The 16787-nt window shown below is 67.5% G+C and carries 17 protein-coding genes; 10 read left to right on the top strand and 7 right to left on the bottom strand.

All coding sequences use genetic code 11. The features are described 5' to 3' along the window. The first annotated feature begins 75 nt into the window (after nucleotides 1–75). Nucleotides 76–699 carry a TIGR03086 family metal-binding protein gene (locus GR168_RS18720; RefSeq protein WP_159371411.1) on the top strand — a complete coding sequence of 208 codons (624 nt, stop codon included), beginning with the start codon at nucleotides 76–78 and terminating at the stop codon, nucleotides 697–699. Between the two features lie 369 nt (nucleotides 700–1068). On the opposite strand, the gene GR168_RS18715 is transcribed toward GR168_RS18720, so the two are convergent. Together GR168_RS18715 and GR168_RS18710 are read right to left on the bottom strand one after the other, a co-directional pair. Further along, complete coding sequence (locus GR168_RS18715) at nucleotides 1069–1560, bottom strand: nitroreductase family deazaflavin-dependent oxidoreductase (protein ID WP_058253570.1); 492 nt, start codon at nucleotides 1558–1560, stop codon at nucleotides 1069–1071. Beyond that, entirely contained in the window at nucleotides 1560–2723 is a 1164-nt protein-coding gene (locus GR168_RS18710) for a steroid 3-ketoacyl-CoA thiolase (RefSeq protein WP_078113652.1), read from the bottom strand. The genes GR168_RS18715 and GR168_RS18710 overlap by 1 nt, the downstream gene beginning before the upstream one ends. A gap of 337 nt (nucleotides 2724–3060) precedes the next feature. Here GR168_RS18710 and GR168_RS18705 point away from each other — a divergent pair, with 337 nt between their 5' ends. The 5 genes from GR168_RS18705 (at nucleotide 3061) to GR168_RS18685 (ending at nucleotide 6666) form a co-directional block, all read left to right on the top strand. Next, nucleotides 3061–4380 carry a cytochrome P450 gene (locus GR168_RS18705; protein WP_058253568.1) on the top strand — a complete coding sequence of 440 codons (1320 nt, stop codon included), beginning with the start codon at nucleotides 3061–3063 and terminating at the stop codon, nucleotides 4378–4380. After that, nucleotides 4377–4829, top strand: coding sequence for a nuclear transport factor 2 family protein (locus GR168_RS18700; protein ID WP_065629762.1), 453 nt, complete (start codon nucleotides 4377–4379; stop codon nucleotides 4827–4829). The genes GR168_RS18705 and GR168_RS18700 overlap by 4 nt, the downstream gene beginning before the upstream one ends. Before the next feature lie 201 nt (nucleotides 4830–5030). Further along, the gene (locus GR168_RS18695) at nucleotides 5031–5510 is read left to right on the top strand and encodes an RNA polymerase sigma factor (RefSeq protein WP_058253566.1); all 480 of its coding nucleotides are present in this window, start codon (nucleotides 5031–5033) and stop codon (nucleotides 5508–5510) included. A gap of 32 nt (nucleotides 5511–5542) precedes the next feature. Then, nucleotides 5543–6121, top strand: a complete 579-nt coding sequence (locus tag GR168_RS18690; RefSeq protein ID WP_238994938.1) for a hypothetical protein — start codon at nucleotides 5543–5545, stop codon at nucleotides 6119–6121. After that, entirely contained in the window at nucleotides 6118–6666 is a 549-nt protein-coding gene (locus tag GR168_RS18685; RefSeq protein WP_159371409.1) for a carboxymuconolactone decarboxylase family protein, read from the top strand. The genes GR168_RS18690 and GR168_RS18685 overlap by 4 nt, the downstream gene beginning before the upstream one ends. A 43-nt stretch (nucleotides 6667–6709) precedes the next feature. Here GR168_RS18685 and GR168_RS18680 read toward each other — a convergent pair whose 3' ends face one another. From GR168_RS18680 to GR168_RS18670, 3 genes are read right to left on the bottom strand one after another with little or no spacing between them, the layout of a single operon-like run. Beyond that, the gene (locus GR168_RS18680) at nucleotides 6710–7888 is read right to left on the bottom strand and encodes a thiolase domain-containing protein (protein WP_058253563.1); all 1179 of its coding nucleotides are present in this window, start codon (nucleotides 7886–7888) and stop codon (nucleotides 6710–6712) included. Between the two features lie 6 nt (nucleotides 7889–7894). Beyond that, a complete protein-coding gene (locus GR168_RS18675; RefSeq protein WP_058253562.1) occupies nucleotides 7895–8938 on the bottom strand; it encodes a thiolase domain-containing protein in 1044 nt (347 codons plus the stop codon). Then, on the bottom strand, nucleotides 8938–9969 hold the full coding sequence (locus GR168_RS18670) for an OB-fold nucleic acid binding domain-containing protein (RefSeq protein WP_058253577.1): 1032 nt from the start codon (nucleotides 9967–9969) through the stop codon (nucleotides 8938–8940). Before GR168_RS18670 ends, GR168_RS18675 begins: the two co-directional genes overlap by 1 nt. Nucleotides 9970–10060: 91 nt before the next feature. Between GR168_RS18670 and GR168_RS18665 the strand changes: the two genes are divergently transcribed. After that, nucleotides 10061–11098: an LLM class F420-dependent oxidoreductase gene (locus GR168_RS18665; RefSeq protein WP_159371408.1), complete on the top strand. Its 1038-nt coding sequence runs from the start codon at nucleotides 10061–10063 to the stop codon at nucleotides 11096–11098. Nucleotides 11099–11335: 237 nt separating this feature from the next. Next, nucleotides 11336–11965, top strand: a complete 630-nt coding sequence (locus GR168_RS18660) for a PAS and ANTAR domain-containing protein (RefSeq protein ID WP_238994937.1) — start codon at nucleotides 11336–11338, stop codon at nucleotides 11963–11965. A 47-nt stretch (nucleotides 11966–12012) separates the two neighbouring features. Here GR168_RS18660 and GR168_RS18655 read toward each other — a convergent pair whose 3' ends face one another. Next, the gene (locus tag GR168_RS18655; protein WP_159371407.1) at nucleotides 12013–12834 is read right to left on the bottom strand and encodes a crotonase/enoyl-CoA hydratase family protein; all 822 of its coding nucleotides are present in this window, start codon (nucleotides 12832–12834) and stop codon (nucleotides 12013–12015) included. Between the two features lie 102 nt (nucleotides 12835–12936). Here GR168_RS18655 and GR168_RS18650 point away from each other — a divergent pair, with 102 nt between their 5' ends. Both GR168_RS18650 and GR168_RS18645 read left to right on the top strand, forming a co-directional pair. Next, a complete protein-coding gene (locus GR168_RS18650; RefSeq protein WP_159371406.1) occupies nucleotides 12937–14562 on the top strand; it encodes an acyl-CoA synthetase in 1626 nt (541 codons plus the stop codon). Nucleotides 14563–14584: 22 nt separating this feature from the next. Further along, nucleotides 14585–15724 (top strand): nitronate monooxygenase family protein, encoded by a 1140-nt coding sequence (locus GR168_RS18645; protein ID WP_159371405.1) that lies wholly within the window; start codon nucleotides 14585–14587, stop codon nucleotides 15722–15724. 63 nt (nucleotides 15725–15787) lie between these two features. Here GR168_RS18645 and GR168_RS18640 read toward each other — a convergent pair whose 3' ends face one another. Further along, nucleotides 15788–16540: a DUF1275 family protein gene (locus tag GR168_RS18640; RefSeq protein ID WP_137810441.1), complete on the bottom strand. Its 753-nt coding sequence runs from the start codon at nucleotides 16538–16540 to the stop codon at nucleotides 15788–15790. Nucleotides 16541–16787 lie beyond the last annotated feature (247 nt).

Below are 16787 nucleotides of genomic sequence, written 5' to 3'. Positions count from 1 at the left end.
ATACATGACAGAAGATGTCGTGTATCGCGGATTCACTGGTGGCAGACCGACCAACCACCAGGAGAGGACGTCATCATGACCGCAACCACACCAGAGGCCGTTCCCGCCCCAGCCGCACCCGTCGACCCCCGTCCCGCATTCCGAGTGGCAACTGGTTGGGTCACCGCACTGCTGACCGGGATCGCCGACGATCAGCTGGATGCGCCCACTCCCTGCGAGGACTTCGACGTCCGGACACTCTCGGCGCACGTCGTGGCGACCGCCGAGCGTGCCCGGGCACTCGCCGACGGACTCGACGTCCGAACGATGCGGACGATCGCCGAGCAGCACGACGCTGCCACCTACTCCGCACTGGTCGAGGCCGCCCTGGAGGGATGGTCCGATGATGCGTCGCTGACCCGCATGGTCCAGGTGCCGTGGGGTGAGGTACCCGGCGCGGGCGCGCTCTGGGGCTATGTCAGCGAGACCCTCGTGCACGGCTGGGACCTCGCCGTTGCCACCGGGCAACCCGCGGAAGCAGATCCCGCGACGGCCGAGGCGACGCTCGCGGTCGCGCAGCAGTTCATCCCGGCCGAGATCCGCGCCGACCCCAACGTGCCGTTCGGCGTCGTCGTCGAACCCCGGCCCGGCGCCGGACCCACTGAGCGACTGGCCAACTGGACCGGCCGGGACCCCGCGGGCTGGTCCCCGGCTTCGTGATCCGAAAGAAGCGAACCCCATGGTTCCCTGAGCCCCCTTCTCCCTGAGGAGCGTCCGGAGCTTGCGGAGGGCGCGTCTTCCTGCTCCCTGAGGAGCGTCCGGAGCTTGCGGAGGGCGCGTCACGAAGGGTCTGCGACCGAGGGTGCGAGCGTGACGGCCCCCTGCTCCCTGAGGTGCGAGCGAAGCGAGCCACGAAGGGTCTGGTGAGATGCCCTGCCGCCCTTCGTGGCTCGTCGCTATCGCTCCTCACACCTCAGGGAGCGGAGGATCTTGCGCTCCTCGCACCTCAGGGAGCGGAGGATCTTGCGCTCCTCGCACCTCAGGGAGCGGAGGATGTTGCACCTCGGGAGAGCAGAAGGTGTTGAGCGATCAGCGGGCCGGCTCGCAGATGACCACCGGGATCGTTCGTTCCGTCCAGGCGGCGTAGGTGTCGTAGTCGGCGTAGGTGTCGACGAGATCGGGCCAGAGCTCGGCGCGCTCGGCATCGGTGGCGGTGCGCGCCACGAGGTCGTGCTTCTCCTTGCCGATCTGGATGGTGACCTGCGGGTTGTCCCGGAGATTGAGGTACCAGGCGGGGTTCTTCGCCGAGCCGCCCTGGGAGGCGACCACGACGAAGGAGTCCCCGCGCCGCAGGTAGATAAGCGGCGCGGTGCGCGGCTGTCCCGACTTGCGCCCGATGGTGGTCAGCAAGCACACCGGCGCGGGCTTGCGCAGACCCGCACCGACCCGCCAGGTGCCCCCGACACGACCACCGGTGGCCTTGTACAGCGCGGTGTTCGCCTTCGACCCCAGTTTGATGATCTTGCTGACGATCGGCGAATCCAGTTGCGCGGGCTTGTTGTTCGGGTCGAGTGCGGGCATCAGATGCGCTCGATGATGGTGCCGGTGGCCATGGCGCCGCCGGCGCACATCGTGACCAGCGCGGTCTGACCGTCCCGACGCTCCAGTTCGTGCAGCGCGGTGGTGATCAGGCGAGAGCCGGTGCTGCCCACGGGGTGTCCCAGGGCGATGGCACCGCCGTTCACGTTGACCTTGTCCAGGTCGGCGCCGTGGACCTGGGCCCAGCTGAGTACCACGGACGCGAACGCCTCGTTGATCTCGACGATGTCGATGTCGGACAACGACATTCCCGACTTGGCCAGGACGCGCTCGGTCGCCTGGACCGGACCGTCGAGGTGGAAGGACGGCTCCGCGCCGACGAGCGCCTGCGCCTTGATGCGTGCGCGCGGTGTCAGGCCCAGCTCGCGTGCCCGGGACTCGTCCATGATGAGCACGGCGGCCGCGCCGTCGGAGATCTGTGACGACGTTCCAGCGGTGTGGATACCGCCCTCGAGAACGGGTTTGAGCGCGGACAGGGATTCGAGCGTGGTGTCGCGCAGACCCTGGTCACGGCTGACGTCGAGGATGTTCCCGGTCAGTTCGCCTTCTTTGGTGCGCTCGGGCGCCTTGAGGCTCAGGACCTCGCGGTCGAATCGACCCTCGTCCCATGCCTTACGGGCGTTGCGTTGACTGCGCTCGCCGAGCGCGTCGATGTCGGCGCGCGTGATACCGCGGCGTTTGGCGATCCGTTCGGCGGCCTCGAACTGGTTCGGCATGTCGACGTCCCACGAATCCGCGTGATACGGACCGGCATTGGTGCCGACGTTCGCGCCGAGCGGAACGACCGACATCGTCTCCACTCCGCAGGCGACGCCGATGTCGATCGCGTCGGAGGCGATGAGCCCGGCGATCAGATGGTTGGCCTGCTGCGCCGAACCGCACTGCGCGTCGATGGTGGTGGCTCCGGTCGCCTCCGGCAGACCCGCGGACAGCCAGGCCTTGCGCGTGATGTTGCCGGCCTGGGCGCCTGCCTGGGTCACGCAGCCGCCGATCGCCTGCTCGACGAGGGCGGGGTCGAGGCCCGCTTTCTCGAGGAGGCCGCGTTGGGTGATGCCGAGCAACTCCTCGGCGTGCAGGCCCGAGAGCCAACCGTTGCGCTTGCCGATCGGCGTGCGCGCCGCTTCTACGATGACGGGAACGCCCATCGCCACTCCTTCGTTCGTACCGGTGAACCCGGATGTCCACGGATGAGGCCCGACGGTCCGTCGAGGCCGCTGTGATCACGCTAGAACACGTTCTATGTTTGCATCTACGCTGGGGTGGATGATGCGGGCAGGGCAGCCCACTCGACGGGTGTTCGACGCCATGCGTCGACGCTGCACGGCGACGAACGCGAATGAATCTGTGAGGGAAGATCGCAGGTCGGGATACCGGGTCGGGAACAAAACTAGAACAAGTTCTCGTCTGAGAGTGTCGTATGCGTCACAGTGTGCTTCAATGTGATTGAAACAGGTTCTAAATCTCACAGCGAGGTGGTGTGACGTGACCCAGGCCCAGAGCGCCCCGATCGGCAGCGAGCCGACCCCGGCGGATTCTGCGCGCACGAGCCCTTCCGACGTAGTCGCGAAGTGCCCGTTCATGGAGCAGGAGGGGTGGGACTTCACCAACCCCGATCTGCTCGAGCAGGGAATCCCCGTGAAGGAGTTCGCGCAACTGCGCAAGACCGCGCCGGTCTGGTGGAATGCCCAGGCGCCCGGCAAGGGCGGTGGTTTCCACGACGGCGGGTACTGGGTGATCTCCAAGCACGCCCATGTCCGCGAGATCTCCAAGAACAACGAGGACTGGGAAACCAACGCCAACGGCGTCATCATGCGTTTCGAAGACGACATGACCGCCGATCAGATCGAGATCACCAAGGCGTTGCTGATCAACCACGATCCGCCGGAGCACACCCGCCTGCGCAAGCTGGTCTCCAAGTTGTTCACGCCGCGCGCCGTGCATTCACTCGAGGAGAAGCTCGACGACGCCGCCCGCGACATCGTCGCCAAGGCCGCGGAGAAGGGCAGCGGTGACTTCGTCAAAGACGTGGCCGTCGACCTGCCGCTGCTGGCCATCGCCGACCTCCTCGGCGTGCCGGAGGTGGATCGGGAGAAGCTGTTCGACTGGTCGAACTCGATGATGAACGCCGACGACCCGGATTACACGACGGATCCGCAGCAGGCCAACGCCGAGATCCTCGGCTACGGCTACACGATGGCCGAGGAGAAGCGTAAGAATCCCGGCGAGGACATCGTCACCACGCTGGTGAACGCCGACATCGACGGGCAGTCGCTCGACGAGACCGAGTTCGGGTTCTTCTTCATCCTGCTGACCGTCGCCGGCAACGAGACCACCCGCAACGCCATCAGCCACGGGATGAATGCCTTCCTGGACAACCCCGATCAGTGGGAACTGTTCAAGAAGGAGCGCCCGGCGACCGCGGTCGACGAGATCGTGCGGTGGGCGACCCCGGTCAACTGCTTCCAGCGGACGGCCAAGCGCGACACGCAGATCGGCGGCGTCGACATCGCCAAGGGTGAGCGCGTCGGCATGTTCTACGGTTCGGCGAACTACGACGAGGACGTTTTCGACGATCCGTTCTCGTTCAACATCATGCGCGATCCCAACCCGCACGTCGGGTTCGGCGGCAACGGTGCGCACTTCTGCGTCGGTGCGAACCTCGCGCGGATGGAGATCAACCTGATGTTCAACGCGCTCGCCGACATGGTGCCCGACATCACCAAACTCGACGCACCGCGCCGTCTGCGCCACGGCTGGATCAACGGCGTCAAGGAACTCCGCGTCGACTACGGCACCAAGTGACCGCAGCAGAGCAGACACCGGCCTACCTCGGCATCGACCGGGAGAACCATCCCGCAGTCGTGGCGGGGCGTCGTTCGCGTGAGTTCGTGGAATCCAGGGACAAACAGGCCTGGATCGACAACTTCGCGGCAGACGCCACGGTCGAGGACCCGGTCGGCCCGTCGATGTTCGACCCGGACGGCGTCGGATTCCGCGGGCACGAGCAGATCTCGGAGTTCTGGGACAAATCGATCGGGACGACCGAGAGCATCGAGTTCCGCTTCGACGAGGAGATCATCTGCGGGAACGAGGTAGCCTACATCGGCAGCATCGTCACCCACATCGCCGGCCATGTCTCCGAGGCGCGCGGGGTGTTCACCTATCGCGCCGACGCCGACGGCAAGCTGTCGGCACTGCGCGCCTTCTGGGAAGTCGAGAAGACGATCAACTCGGTGCGCAAGGCCGGATAGTCGCAACACGAGCCGCCACGGGCGGGACAGGGTGCTCACCCTGTCCCGCCCGCGGTCGTTTGTGGGCCGGGTTCTCCCATCCGTCGTTACAGCGCGTCGGCCGGGCCCGAAGATGGGGTGACAGGTTCACCGACGCCCCCACGGCGTCGTCGACGGAGGGGGAGCGACTCGGAGTCCGGCGCGGTTGATCAGTTCGACGCGGTGTACCGCGAACACGTTGCGGGGGTCTGGCGCTACGTGCGGACCCGTGTGCCCGGGGCCGCCGACGCCGACGACGTGACCGCGGAGGTCTTCGTGAAGGCGATGCGCTCGTGGGACCGGTTCGACGACCGGCGCGACAGCGTCGGCGCCTGGCTGATCGGGATCGCGCGGCATGTCGTCGCGGACTGGTGGGCCCGGCGATCCCGCGAGGTGCCGGTCGCCGAGGTCGACCTCGGCGACGCCGGGGTGTCCGTTTACGACGGCGATCCCGAGACCGCGATGCTGCGGGCCGCCGCGGCCGACGACGTGCGCAGCCGGTTGTGGGTTCTGACGGCGCGCGAGCGGGAAGCCGTGACCCTGCGATTCGCCACCGAACTCACCTCCGACGAGATCGGCGCGGCGATGGGGATCTCGGCGACGGCCGCACGGATGCTCGTCTATCGCGGGGTGGCGAAGTTGAGGGAGGTGATGCCGAGGTGACGCCTCACGATCCGAGTGAACAGTTCGACCCCGTGGACATCGCTGCGGCCGAACGACTCGATGACGCGATATCGGCAGTTCTCGACGGGCGCGACGTCCCGAATGCTCCGGACCCGGAACTCGAGTTGCTCGCCGGTGGCTTGCGGCCCGACCCGCCCGCGTCGACCTACGTTTCGGTCGACCGGATACTGCATCCTGCGCCTGCCGGTCGTCGGAGAAGACGGTGGTCGGCGGCGCAGGTGGCCGCGGCCGCGCTCGGCGCGATCCTGATCATCCATGGCGTCGGGAACATGATTGCCGGCGAGTGGATCTCGGCGTCGCTCGGCGAGCCGTTCAAACAACACGCGATGGTCGACGGCGGATTGGCGTTCATCGCCGTCGGCGCGGCGATCGCGGTCGCCTCGACGCGTCGCCAGTGGCTACCCGTCGCCGTCATCGCGGGCGTGCCGCTCGGACTGGTGATGGGCGGACGCGGTCTCCACGAGATCGGCGTCTTCGCCTGGGGTGCGGTCGCCCACGGTGCGGTCGGTGTGGCTGCCCTGGTGCTGCTGGTCACATATGCGCTGGGGCGGCGTTACAGTTTTCGGCCGGATCGGGAAGGACGGGTATGAGAGCACTGCATCGAATCCGGAATTATGTACGCGCGATGCGGCGGGCCCGGCGTCATCGCACCGAACTCGTCGGCCACCTCGTTCGTCGGCCGCTGGTGGCGGGCGGGATCGCCGGGATGGAGAGCGCGATGCTGCTGTCCAACCGGATGGATCCGAAACTCAAAGAACTGGCCGAACTCAAGGCCGCCGGCATGGTCAGTTGCGAGTTCTGCCTCGACATCGGCTCCGCGCTGGCGTCGGGCGCCGGAATCACCGAGCAGCAACTCCGCGATCTGCCGCGCTACCAGGAGTCGACGGCCTACACCGATCTGGAGAAACTCGTCATCGGCTACGCCGAGGCGATGACCCGTACGCCGGCTGTCGGCGACGATCTCGCGGACCTGCGCCGCCGGTTGGCCGAACACCTGTCGGAGACCCAGATCGTCGAACTCGCGATGACCGTGGCCTGGGAGAATCAGCGGGCGCGTCTCAACCAGTCGCTGGGTGTGCGACCCACGGGAATGGCCGACGGCCTCGCCTGCGCTGTCCCCGAACGCACTTCGTAGCATTCATGCGCACATATGGCGCATGAATGCCACGAAGTTCCGCTCAGTGCAGGGGCTTGTCGGCGCCGACGAGCCACATCGAGAAGTACTGCGAGCCACCGCCATAGGCGTGGCCCAGTGCCTTCCGGGCGTCCGGGACCTGGTGGTCTCCGGCTTTGCCCATGACCTGGATGGCGGCCTCGGCGAACCGGATCATGCCCGACGCCCCGATCGGGTTCGACGACAACACACCGCCGGACGCGTTGAGCGGGATGCGCCCGCCGATCTCGGTGTCGCCGGATTCGGTGAGCTTCCACCCCTCGCCCTCGGCCACGAATCCCAGGTTCTCCAGCCACATCGGCTCGAACCAGGAGAAGGGCACGTAGATCTCGGCGGCGTCGATCTCCTCCAGCGGGTTGCTGATGCCGCCGGCCTTCCACAACGCGGCCGCGGCGTCGCGACCGGCCTGCGGGCTGACGACGTTGCGGTGCGCGTAGGACAGCGGCTCGGTGCGCATCGCGGTGGCATGGATCCACGCCACCGGATCGCCTGCGGCGATCGCGGCATCGGCGACGTCCTCGCTGCCGATGACGACCGCGCAGGCCCCGTCCGACGACGGGCAGGTCTCGTCGTAACGGATCGGGTCCCAGAGCATCTGCGAGCTCATGACCTTCTCGACCGTCTGATCCGGTTGGTGCAGGTGCGCAAGCGGATTCAGCGCGCCGTTACGGCGATCCTTGGCGGCGACCATCGCCCCGATGTGCTCGGGCGCGCCGGACTGCCGGATGTAGGCGCGGACGTGCGGGGCGAAGAAGCCACCCGCGCCGGCGCCCACCGGCTTGGTGAACGGCACCGGGATCGACAGGGCCCACATCGCGTTGGACTCGGACTGCTTCTCCCAGGCGACGGCCAGGACCCGCTTGTGCACGCCCGCGAAGACCAGCGACGCGGCCACATTGGCCGTCGAACCGCCGACCGAACCCGCGGTGTGTACGCGGATGAGGCGTTTGCCGACCGCGCCGATGGCCTCGGCCATCGCGAGCTCCGGCATCATCGACCCCTCGAAGAGGTCCGGGGCCTTGCCGATGACGATCGCGTCGATGTCGTCGAGCGAGACCTTGGAGTCGATCAGCGCGGCGTCGATGGCCTCGCGGACCATGCCCGCCATCGTGACGTCGGACCGCTTCGCGACGTACCGTGTCTGCCCGGTGCCCAGCACCGCGGCACGATTGTTGTGTCCCATCAGTTCTCAGGCCCCCTCGTTGTTCTGGGCACTCAGGGTGACCACCATGTTCTGTTGCAGCAGCGGGCCGCTCGAGGCGTGGGCGACCGCGGTGCCGGCGTTGCCGCCGAGGATCTCGTTGGCCGCGTACCCGATCCGCTGGAGACCCGCGGAGAACAGCGAGTTGCCGGCCAGCGAACCGCCGGACGGATTGATCCGCACCGAGTCGGGGAGTCCGAGCGCGTTGCGGACGATGATCTCCTGGTGCGTGTACGACGCGTTGATCTCGGCGACGTCGACCGCGCGGCTGCGGTCGCCGAAGGCGGTGTCGCCGGCCAGCTTCGTCGACGGTGAGACGGTGAGATCGCGCGCCCCGAAGTTGGGTGTGTCGATGCGGTGATCCCACCCGGTGACGAACGCGGGGTTGGCCACCAGCTCGCGGGCCTTGCGCTCGCTGGCGATGACGACCGCTGCGGCGGCATCGGTGTACGGCGCGATGTCGTGCTGTCGCAGCGGGTTCGCGACGTACTCACGACCGAGCAGCTCGTCGACGGAACCGCCGAAGGTCCGCGCACCGACCGCGGCCATGTCGGCCTCGGTCCACACACCCGCGTCGAGGCCGGCGCGAGCCTGCAGGGCGCCGAGCGACCGGGCATCCGGATGCAGCGGGGCGACGGTGTACGGATCGGTCTGCAGGGTGAGCGTCTGGTCGGCGTTGCCCGCGGTGGCCTTGCCGAATCCGTAGGCGAGGGCGAGATCGACCTCGCCCGTCGCGATCTTCACCCACGCCTCGTACAGCGCCCAGGCGCCGTCCATCTCGACGTGGGACTCGTTGATCGGCGGCATCGCACCGATCGAGTCGATCGCGGAGATGAACGAGAATGCCCGTCCGGCAAGGTAATCGGAGGAACCGCTGCACCAGAACTCGATGTCGGTGCGGGCGATGCCGAGTTCGGCGTAGAGCTTGTCGAAGCAGGGGATCAGCATCTCGACGCCGTTGGTGGTGCCGTGGGAGCCGGCGATGTTCGGGCTGTGCGCGAAGCCGATGATCGCGATCGGTGGCAGTGTCATCAGAGGTGGTCCTTATAGGTCTCGTACTCGGCGTCGGGCTCTCCGGTGGGCGCGAAGTGGCTGATGTTGCCGATCGAGTACTCCCATTCGTCCTCGGGGAGCCAGACGGCCTTGACGCGCATGCCCATCCGGACCTCAGAGGCCTCGCAGTCCAGGATCAGGTGCAGGAACGGGATGTTCGCCCCGTCGAGGAGCACGTAGGCCGCCACGTAGGGCGGCTTGATCCGCTGTCCCTGGAAGGGCACGTTGACGATGCAGAACGTGGTGACGATGCCGGTGTGGGCCAGCTCGACGCGCTCGGATGCGGGTGAACCGTCGGCGGGGCTGACGCCGCGGGGCGGGAAGTACACGCGCCCGGCATCGACTCCCGAACCGATGCGGGTGCCGATCAGCTTGCCCGCCTTCAGTCCTTCGAGGTACACGGACTCTTCCTCGTTGGCCGAGTGCGTGATCGCGGTGCTGACCGGGGTGGGGATGACGAGCAGCCCCGCCTCCGCGCCCTGGGGGGCGTCGGCGGTGTTGGCCGGAGCGGTGGCGGGTTTCTCGCCGGGGGCGAAGTACGCGATGTCGTCGATCCGGCCGATGCGCGCGGCGCCGAAGACGGCGTGGACCCGCAGGCCGGTCGACAGGTCGTCGGGCGAGTCGGTCGAAACCGCGTGCAGCAGTGTGGTGTCCGCGCCGTCGAGACGGATCAGCGCCCACGCGAACGGCGTGTCCAACGGTTGGCCCGGCACTGGCTCGGGGTTCCACGTCCACGTGGTCACCGTGCCGACGGTCGACACCTCGACGAACTCGGCGGACTGGGTGCCGGTGACGGGGTCGAACTCGACCGGGGGAACCGACACCTTGCCGTCGCTGCCCTTGGACCCGATGATCCGGCCATCGCGCAACGCGAGCGCGAACTGGCTCAGGACCGGGCCCAGCGACCGTGTGTAGTCGAAGGAGTTGGTCAGGGGAGCGGTCAGGATGGGGGACTTCGGCTCGGGCACCTCGGCGACGGGATTCGGGGCGGCCGGAGACGTTACGCTCATGCTCACATCTCGAGTAGAACACGTTCTAGTATTGGGCACAAGATGCATGTCAGGCCGTGGGAGGCGCGGCCCGGCGAGAAGGGGAGTGGTTGTGAAGTTCGGTCTGCAACTGGGGTACTGGGGTGCCGATCCGATTCGCGAAGCGCCGGAGTTGATCGCCACCGCGGAGGAATGCGGGTTCGACGCGGTCTTCACCGCCGAGTCGTGGGGCTCCGACGCGTACACGCCGCTCGCCTGGTGGGGCGCGGCGACCTCGCGCATCCGTCTGGGCACGGCGGTGGCCCAGCTGTCGGCGCGGCCGCCGACCTCCCTCGCCATGCACGCGCTGACCCTCGACCATCTCTCCGGCGGCCGGCACATCGTCGGACTCGGGGTGTCGGGTCCGCAGGTGGTGGAGGGCTGGTACGGCGAACCGTTCGCAAAACCGTTGGCACGCACCCGCGAATACGTGCGCGTCGTGCGGGACGTGCTGGCCCGAGAGGACAAGGTGACCAGCGCGGGTCCGCACTATCCGCTGCCGTACCCGGGCGACGCACCCGGGGCGACCGGACTCGGAAAACCACTCAAGCCGATCACTCATCCGCTTCGCGCCGACGTCCCGATCTGGCTGGGTGCCGAGGGCCCGAAGAACGTCGCGCAGACCGCAGAGATCGCCGACGGCTGGCTGGCCATCTTCTTCAGTCTCGGTCTCGCCGACCAGTACAACGCGTGGCTCGACGAGGGTTTCGCGCGGCCGGGTGCGCGTCGTTCCCGGGACGACTTCGAGGTGGCCGCGACGGTTCAGGTCGTCATCACCGACGATGTGTCCGCGGCCATCGATCGCTACCGGCCGTCGACGGCGCTCTACGTCGGCGGAATGGGCGCCAAGGAGAAGAACTTCCATGCCGAGCTGTACAAGCGGATGGGTTACGCCGACGCCGTCGACGAGATCGTGAGCCTGTTCCTCAGCGGCAAGAAGGCCGAGGCGATCGCCGCGGTGCCCGACGAGATGGTCCGCGAGACGATGCTCGTCGGCACGGCCGACGAGGTGCGCTCTCAGATCAAGGAGTGGGAGGCGGCCGGCGTCACCATGCTCATGGTCACCGCCCGCGACACCGAGACGATCCGGGAACTCGCGACGTTGGTGTGACGACGCACCCGGTGTCGGTGTGTGCCGGAGGGGACACGGTATCGGTCATCCGCCGCGTGCGACCGTCTCCGGCGACAGCCGTAACCGGCGAACTCCGGCCGTGACCCGACATCGAACCATAGAATTTCTCGCGTGCAGCCAAGTCAGCACGGTCCTCGTTGCGGGGACGCCGACCACGAACGGGGCGGCCTGCCGACGGGGCGAGAGAACAAAGTGCCCGACCGAATGCCGGCGGGCATGCAACGTATCGGCGACTTCCGCTTCTTCTACGAGGGCGAGAAGTGGGAATGGTCCGATGAGGTCGCCGCCCTGCACGGTTATGCGCCAGAGGAGGTCGAACCGACCACCGAACTCATGCGCCGCCACAAGCACCCCGACGATCGAGCCCACTTCGACGCCGTGCTGGCCGAGATGCTCACCAATCACGCGCCGTTCTCGAGTCGGCACCGCATCGTCGACACGTCCGGGCGGGTCCGCCCGGTTGCGGTCATCGCGCATTCCATCACCGACGCCGCGGGGCGCGCCATCGGCACCGAGGGCTTCTACCTCGACCTGACCGACGCCGAGATGGCCGTGGTGCAACGGCGGGTCGACGACCAGGTACGAGCCTTCCGCGACAGCAGCGGCGTGATCGAGCAGGCTAAGGGCATGCTCATGCTGGTCTACGGAGTCAACGCCGACCGGGCGTTCGATGTGCTCCGGTGGCGCTCACAGCAGGAGAACGTGAAGATCCGCGACGTCGCTGCAGCCCTCGTCGACGAGATCCAGGCGGGCATGACCATCGAAGAGCATCATCGTCGGCGTCTCGACGAGATCGTGCTGCGCCCACGCAGGTCGTCGGGGGATACGTCGGACGCCGTCCGCTGACCGGGGGCGTCGCGGAAGTCGCTGCGCGGCTGAACTGTCGGGTGCTGCTACTCCCCGGTGAATTCCGGCGTGCGCTTCTCGGCGAACGCGCGGGGTCCGACCTTCGCATCCTTCGACTTGAAGACCGAGATGCCGATCTTCGCATCGATCTCGAAGGCGTCGAGTTCGTGTAGGCCCTCGGTGTCGCGGATGGTCTTGAGGATGCCCTGCACCGCGAGCGGACCGTTGGCCGCGATTTTCCCGGCGAGTTCGAGTGCCTTGTCGAGAGCGGTCCCGTCGTCGACGACATGGCCGATCAGTCCGTATTCGAGCGCCTCGCGCGCGGTGACGTGGCGGCCGGTCAGCAGGATGTCGCACGCCACGGTGTACGGGATCTGCCGGACGAGGCGAACCGCGCTGCCACCCATCGGGTACAGGCCCCAACGGGCCTCGGAGACACCGAACTTCGCGCTCTCGCCGGCGACCCGGATGTCGGTGCCCTGCAGGATCTCGGTACCGCCGGCGATGGCGGGTCCCTCGACTGCGGCGATGAGCGGCTTGGTGAGACGGCGTCCCTTCAGCAGGGCCGGCAACGAGGCCGGATTCCACGCACCGGAGTCGACGGTGTCGCCGGGAGCGTTCTTGTTCATGCTCTTCAGGTCGGCACCCGCGCAGAAGTACCCGCCGGCGCCGGTGAGGATGGCCACCCGGACGTCGGGATCGGCATCGACCTGGTCCCACGCCTCGGTCATGATCCGCATCATCTCCGTCGACAACGCGTTGCGCGCCTCCGGGCGGTTCATCGTCACAATAAGGATGTGCCCGCGCTTCTCGACGAGGCACTCGGGTGCCTTCTCGGTGACGGACTCGGCGGGGGTTGCTGTGGTCATCGCTGCACTCCGGTGTCGCTGTGCTCGGGTGGTGATCAGGTGATGGCGGCGGGCGCGTTTTGCCGCTTGCCCAGAACGATAACACGTTCTAATTTTGAACCCATGGCCTACACGATCGCCGACCTCATCGAGCATGCCGTCGACCTGGTTCCCGAGCGCGTCGCGCTCGAGTCGGGCGACCGCTTGCGCTCCTACGCCGACCTGGAGGCGCGTGCCAACGCCCTCGCCCACAAACTCCGGGAACTGGGCGTACAACCGGGCGATCGAGTGGGTCTGTACAGCAGGAACACCATCGAGTCGGTCGAGGCGATGGTCGCCATCTTCAAGGCGCGCGCGGTGATGGTCAACGTCAACTACCGCTACGTCGAAGCCGAGTTGGAACACATCTTCACCGACTCCGGGATGAAGGTGCTGATCCACGAGCGGAGCTTCGCCGGTCGCGTGTGCAACACGTTGCCGAAAGCGCCCGATCTCGAGTACCGCGTCGTCATCGAGGACGGGTCGGACGAGGACCTGTGCTGCGCGGGCCACAGCGATGCGATCCGTTTCGAGGAGGCGATCGCGGCGTCGTCGACCGAACGCGACTTCGAGGAACGCAGCGACGACGACCTGTACATGCTCTACACCGGCGGCACCACCGGGAAGCCGAAGGGCGTGGTGTGGCGGCAGGAAGACGTGTGGCGCGTCCTCGGTGGTGGAATCGACTGGTACACCAGCGAACCCGTACCCGACGAGTGGCATCTCGCCAAGACCGGTGCCGAGGGCGGGCAGCTCGTCCGGTACCCGATTCCGCCGTTCATCCACGGCGGCTCGCAGTGGGCGATCTTCCAGTCCCTCTTCGCCGGCGGAAAAGCGGTGGTGTACCCCGAGTTCAGCGGATCGTCGGCGTGGGACATCGTCGAACGACACAAGGTCAACGTCGTGTTCATCACCGGAGATGCGATGGGGCGCCCCATGATCGAGGCGCTGGAGAGCGGTGGGGACCGTGACCTGTCGAGCGTGCTGTCGATCGCGTCGTCGGCCTGCCTGTTCTCACCGAGCGTCAAGGAACAGTTCCTCGACCGGTTCCCGAATTCGGTCATCATCGACGCGATCGGATCGTCGGAGACCGGCTTCGGCGGGATGGGCGTCGTCGCGAAGGACACACCGCACACCGGCGGTCCGCGGGTGAAGGCGGACAAGGAGACCCACGTCCTGCGGGAGGACGGTACGCCGGTCGAGCCGGGCAGCGGCGAGGTCGGTGTGCTGGCGCGATCAGGCCACATACCGCTGCGCTACCACAACGACCCGGAGAAGTCGGCGAAGACGTTCAAGGTCTTCGACGGCGTGCGCTACTCGCTGCCCGGCGACAACGCCGTCCTCGAGGCCGACGGCACGATCACCATGCTCGGCCGTGGGTCGGTGTCGATCAACACCGGCGGCGAGAAGGTCTTCCCCGAGGAGGTGGAGGGGGCGCTCAAGGCCCACCCGGACGTGTTCGACACCGTCGTGGTGGGTGTGGCCGACGACCGGTGGGGTCAGCGCGTCGCAGCGGTCATCGCCACTCGGGACGGTGCGCGTCCGTCGCTCACGAGTCTCAACGACGTTGTCCGAAAAGAGTTGGCGGGCTACAAGTGTCCGCGCAGCGTGTGGTTCGTCGACGAGATCAAGCGTTCTCCCGCAGGCAAACCCGACTACCGCTGGGGAGCGTCGGTCACGGCCGAGCGTCCCGCCGACGAGGCGCTGTAAGCGCCGGAAGCGAGCTGACATCATGCGTACTGAACTGGCCGAGAAGTTCGGCATCGAGTACCCGATTTTCGGATTCACCCCCAGCCAGGACGTGGCGGCGGCGATCAGCCGCGCCGGTGGCCTCGGTGTGCTGGGCTGTGTCCGCTTCAACGAGGCCGAGGAGCTCGACGAGGTCCTGGAGTGGATGCACGAGAACACCGACGGCAAGCCGTTCGGCGTCGACGTCGTGATGCCCGCCAAGATCCCCACGGAGGGTTCCAAGGTCGACCTCGACTCGATGATCCCGCCGGAGCACCGGGCGTTCGTCGAACGCACGCTCGACGATCTGGGTGTGCCCCCGCTGCCGGGCGGCGACCGGGTGAACGCAGGTGTTCTCGGCTGGCTGCACTCGGTCGCACGCTCGCACGTCGACGTCGCGATGGAGCATCGTCGAAAGTACGGGCAGATCAAGCTGATCGCCAACGCGCTCGGCTCGCCGCCGGCCGACGTCATCCAGACCGCGCACGACAACGGCGTGCAGGTCGCCGCCCTCGCGGGCGCGAAAGAGCATGCGCTGCACCACGTCGAGGCGGGCGTCGACATCGTCATCGCCCAGGGGTACGAGGGCGGCGGGCACACCGGTGAGGTCACCTCGATGATCCTGTGGCCGGATCTCGTCGACGCCGTCGGCGACACCGCGCCGGTCCTCGCGGCCGGTGGCGTGGGCAGTGGCCGCCAGATCGCCGCGGCGATCGCGCTCGGTGCGCAGGGCGTCTGGATGGGCACGTACTGGCTGACGGCGGCGGAGTACAAGCTCGGCGTGCCGGAGGGTTCCGACAAGCCGTCGACCGTCCAGCAGGCGCTGCTGAAGGCGACGTCGCGGGACACCGTGCGCCGCCGCATCTACTCGGGAAAGCCTGCGCGACTGCTGAAGACGGCCTGGACCGATGCCTGGGACGCCGAGTCCGCGCCCGAACCGTTGCCGATGCCCCTGCAGAACCTCCTCGTCGCCGAGGCGCACGCACGGATCTCACAGGCCGACAACCCCGACGTCGTAGCCATGCCGGCCGGTCAGATCGTCGGACGCTGCAACGCGATCACGCCCGTCGCCGACCTCATCGCCGATCTCGTCAGCGAGTACGACGAGGCCGTAGGGAGGATGAACAAGACGCTGGGCGGCTGACCGGCCCGCCCGGGACGCTCCCGAGGCGACGCGACCGGCCGGCGACGCGACCGGCCAGTCTGGTCAGCGGACGTCGGCACGCAAGAACTTGGGATGATCCAGACGCCAGGTGATCGCCGCCGCGACCACCGCGACCACGGCCAGGGTCAGCAGCGAGTTCCGTTCGTCGAAAGCGTTGAACAGCAGGCCGCCGAATCCTGCACCGGCGAGGAATCCCGCGTAGGTGCTCAGGTGAGCGACCCACCCCCATCGCTTGGCGCCGGATACGTGCAACCCGGCACCCTGGCCGATTTTCACCAGGGTGCCGGTCACATAGGACAGGGGCATGACGACCTCGCCCTTGCGGCTGATCGAGGTGTTGAGTGCACCGAGACCGAAGGCCAGGCAAAGGACCGGGCCGGCGCCGAATTCTCGGTTGCCGTTGTCGAGGTTGATGTCGATCAGCCACGCGGCGATCGTCGAGCCCGCGGTCAGCATCGTCGCCCCGTGCCGGGCCTTGCGCCAGACGTACATCCTGGCCAGGGTGGCCACGAACACGCCGAGAACGAACACCACCACGGTGAGCAGAGCGGTGAAGCCGAGCTGATGGGCCCCCTTGACGTGTTCGAGCACCAGTCGCTCGCTGTTGCCCGTCATGAAGGTCACGTACCACCCGGAGGAGTACAGCCACGCCGCCGCGCCGGTGGCCCCGGCCAACGCGGCGAGGACGGCGGCGAGAATCATTTCCCGCCCGTCGTGGAAGGGGCCCAGCAGCTCCGTTCGGGTTGACTGTCTGCGGGAGTCGGATTCGGGTGCGGTGCGTTCGGCTACGGTCATCGGTCGGCTCCAGTCCTGTCGATAGGGCTGTGGTCGTGATCGGCTTTCGAACGGGGGAGTGCGTCCCGGCGGCATCGGCGGTCTGTCCCGTCGGGGAAGCCCGAATTGAGCGGTTCCCTATCTCCCAGAGCACCGGAAGTCGGCCGTCGGCGCCACGTGAGTCCGACCACATGCGGGACCAGCCGGGCAATCGGTCACCAATCGACCCGTCTTCGGAACCAACGCGGTGGCACGACCGTTGCGTCGT

This window comes from Gordonia sp. JH63 (assembly GCF_009856645.1).
Taxonomy (GTDB): Bacteria; Actinomycetota; Actinomycetes; order Mycobacteriales; family Mycobacteriaceae; genus Gordonia; species Gordonia hongkongensis.
Note: the sequence above shows the minus strand (reverse complement) of the source record. Positions and strands in the feature narration are given on the sequence as shown.

Excerpts from the sequence above, each read along its gene's own strand:
- GR168_RS18670 (WP_058253577.1), bottom strand. The coding sequence starts at position 9,969 with ATGAGCGTAACGTCTCCGGCCGCCCCGAATCCCGTCGCCGAGGTGCCC.
- GR168_RS18685 (WP_159371409.1), top strand. The coding sequence starts at position 6,118 with ATGAGAGCACTGCATCGAATCCGGAATTATGTACGCGCGATGCGGCGG.
- GR168_RS18645 (WP_159371405.1), top strand. The coding sequence starts at position 14,585 with ATGCGTACTGAACTGGCCGAGAAGTTCGGCATCGAGTACCCGATTTTC.
- GR168_RS18710 (WP_078113652.1), bottom strand. The coding sequence starts at position 2,723 with ATGGGCGTTCCCGTCATCGTAGAAGCGGCGCGCACGCCGATCGGCAAG.
- GR168_RS18650 (WP_159371406.1), top strand. The coding sequence starts at position 12,937 with ATGGCCTACACGATCGCCGACCTCATCGAGCATGCCGTCGACCTGGTT.
- GR168_RS18720 (WP_159371411.1), top strand. The coding sequence starts at position 76 with ATGACCGCAACCACACCAGAGGCCGTTCCCGCCCCAGCCGCACCCGTC.
- GR168_RS18640 (WP_137810441.1), bottom strand. The coding sequence starts at position 16,540 with ATGACCGTAGCCGAACGCACCGCACCCGAATCCGACTCCCGCAGACAG.
- GR168_RS18715 (WP_058253570.1), bottom strand. The coding sequence starts at position 1,560 with ATGCCCGCACTCGACCCGAACAACAAGCCCGCGCAACTGGATTCGCCG.
- GR168_RS18680 (WP_058253563.1), bottom strand. The coding sequence starts at position 7,888 with ATGGGACACAACAATCGTGCCGCGGTGCTGGGCACCGGGCAGACACGG.
- GR168_RS18675 (WP_058253562.1), bottom strand. The coding sequence starts at position 8,938 with ATGACACTGCCACCGATCGCGATCATCGGCTTCGCGCACAGCCCGAAC.
- GR168_RS18660 (WP_238994937.1), top strand. The coding sequence starts at position 11,336 with ATGCAACGTATCGGCGACTTCCGCTTCTTCTACGAGGGCGAGAAGTGG.
- GR168_RS18655 (WP_159371407.1), bottom strand. The coding sequence starts at position 12,834 with ATGACCACAGCAACCCCCGCCGAGTCCGTCACCGAGAAGGCACCCGAG.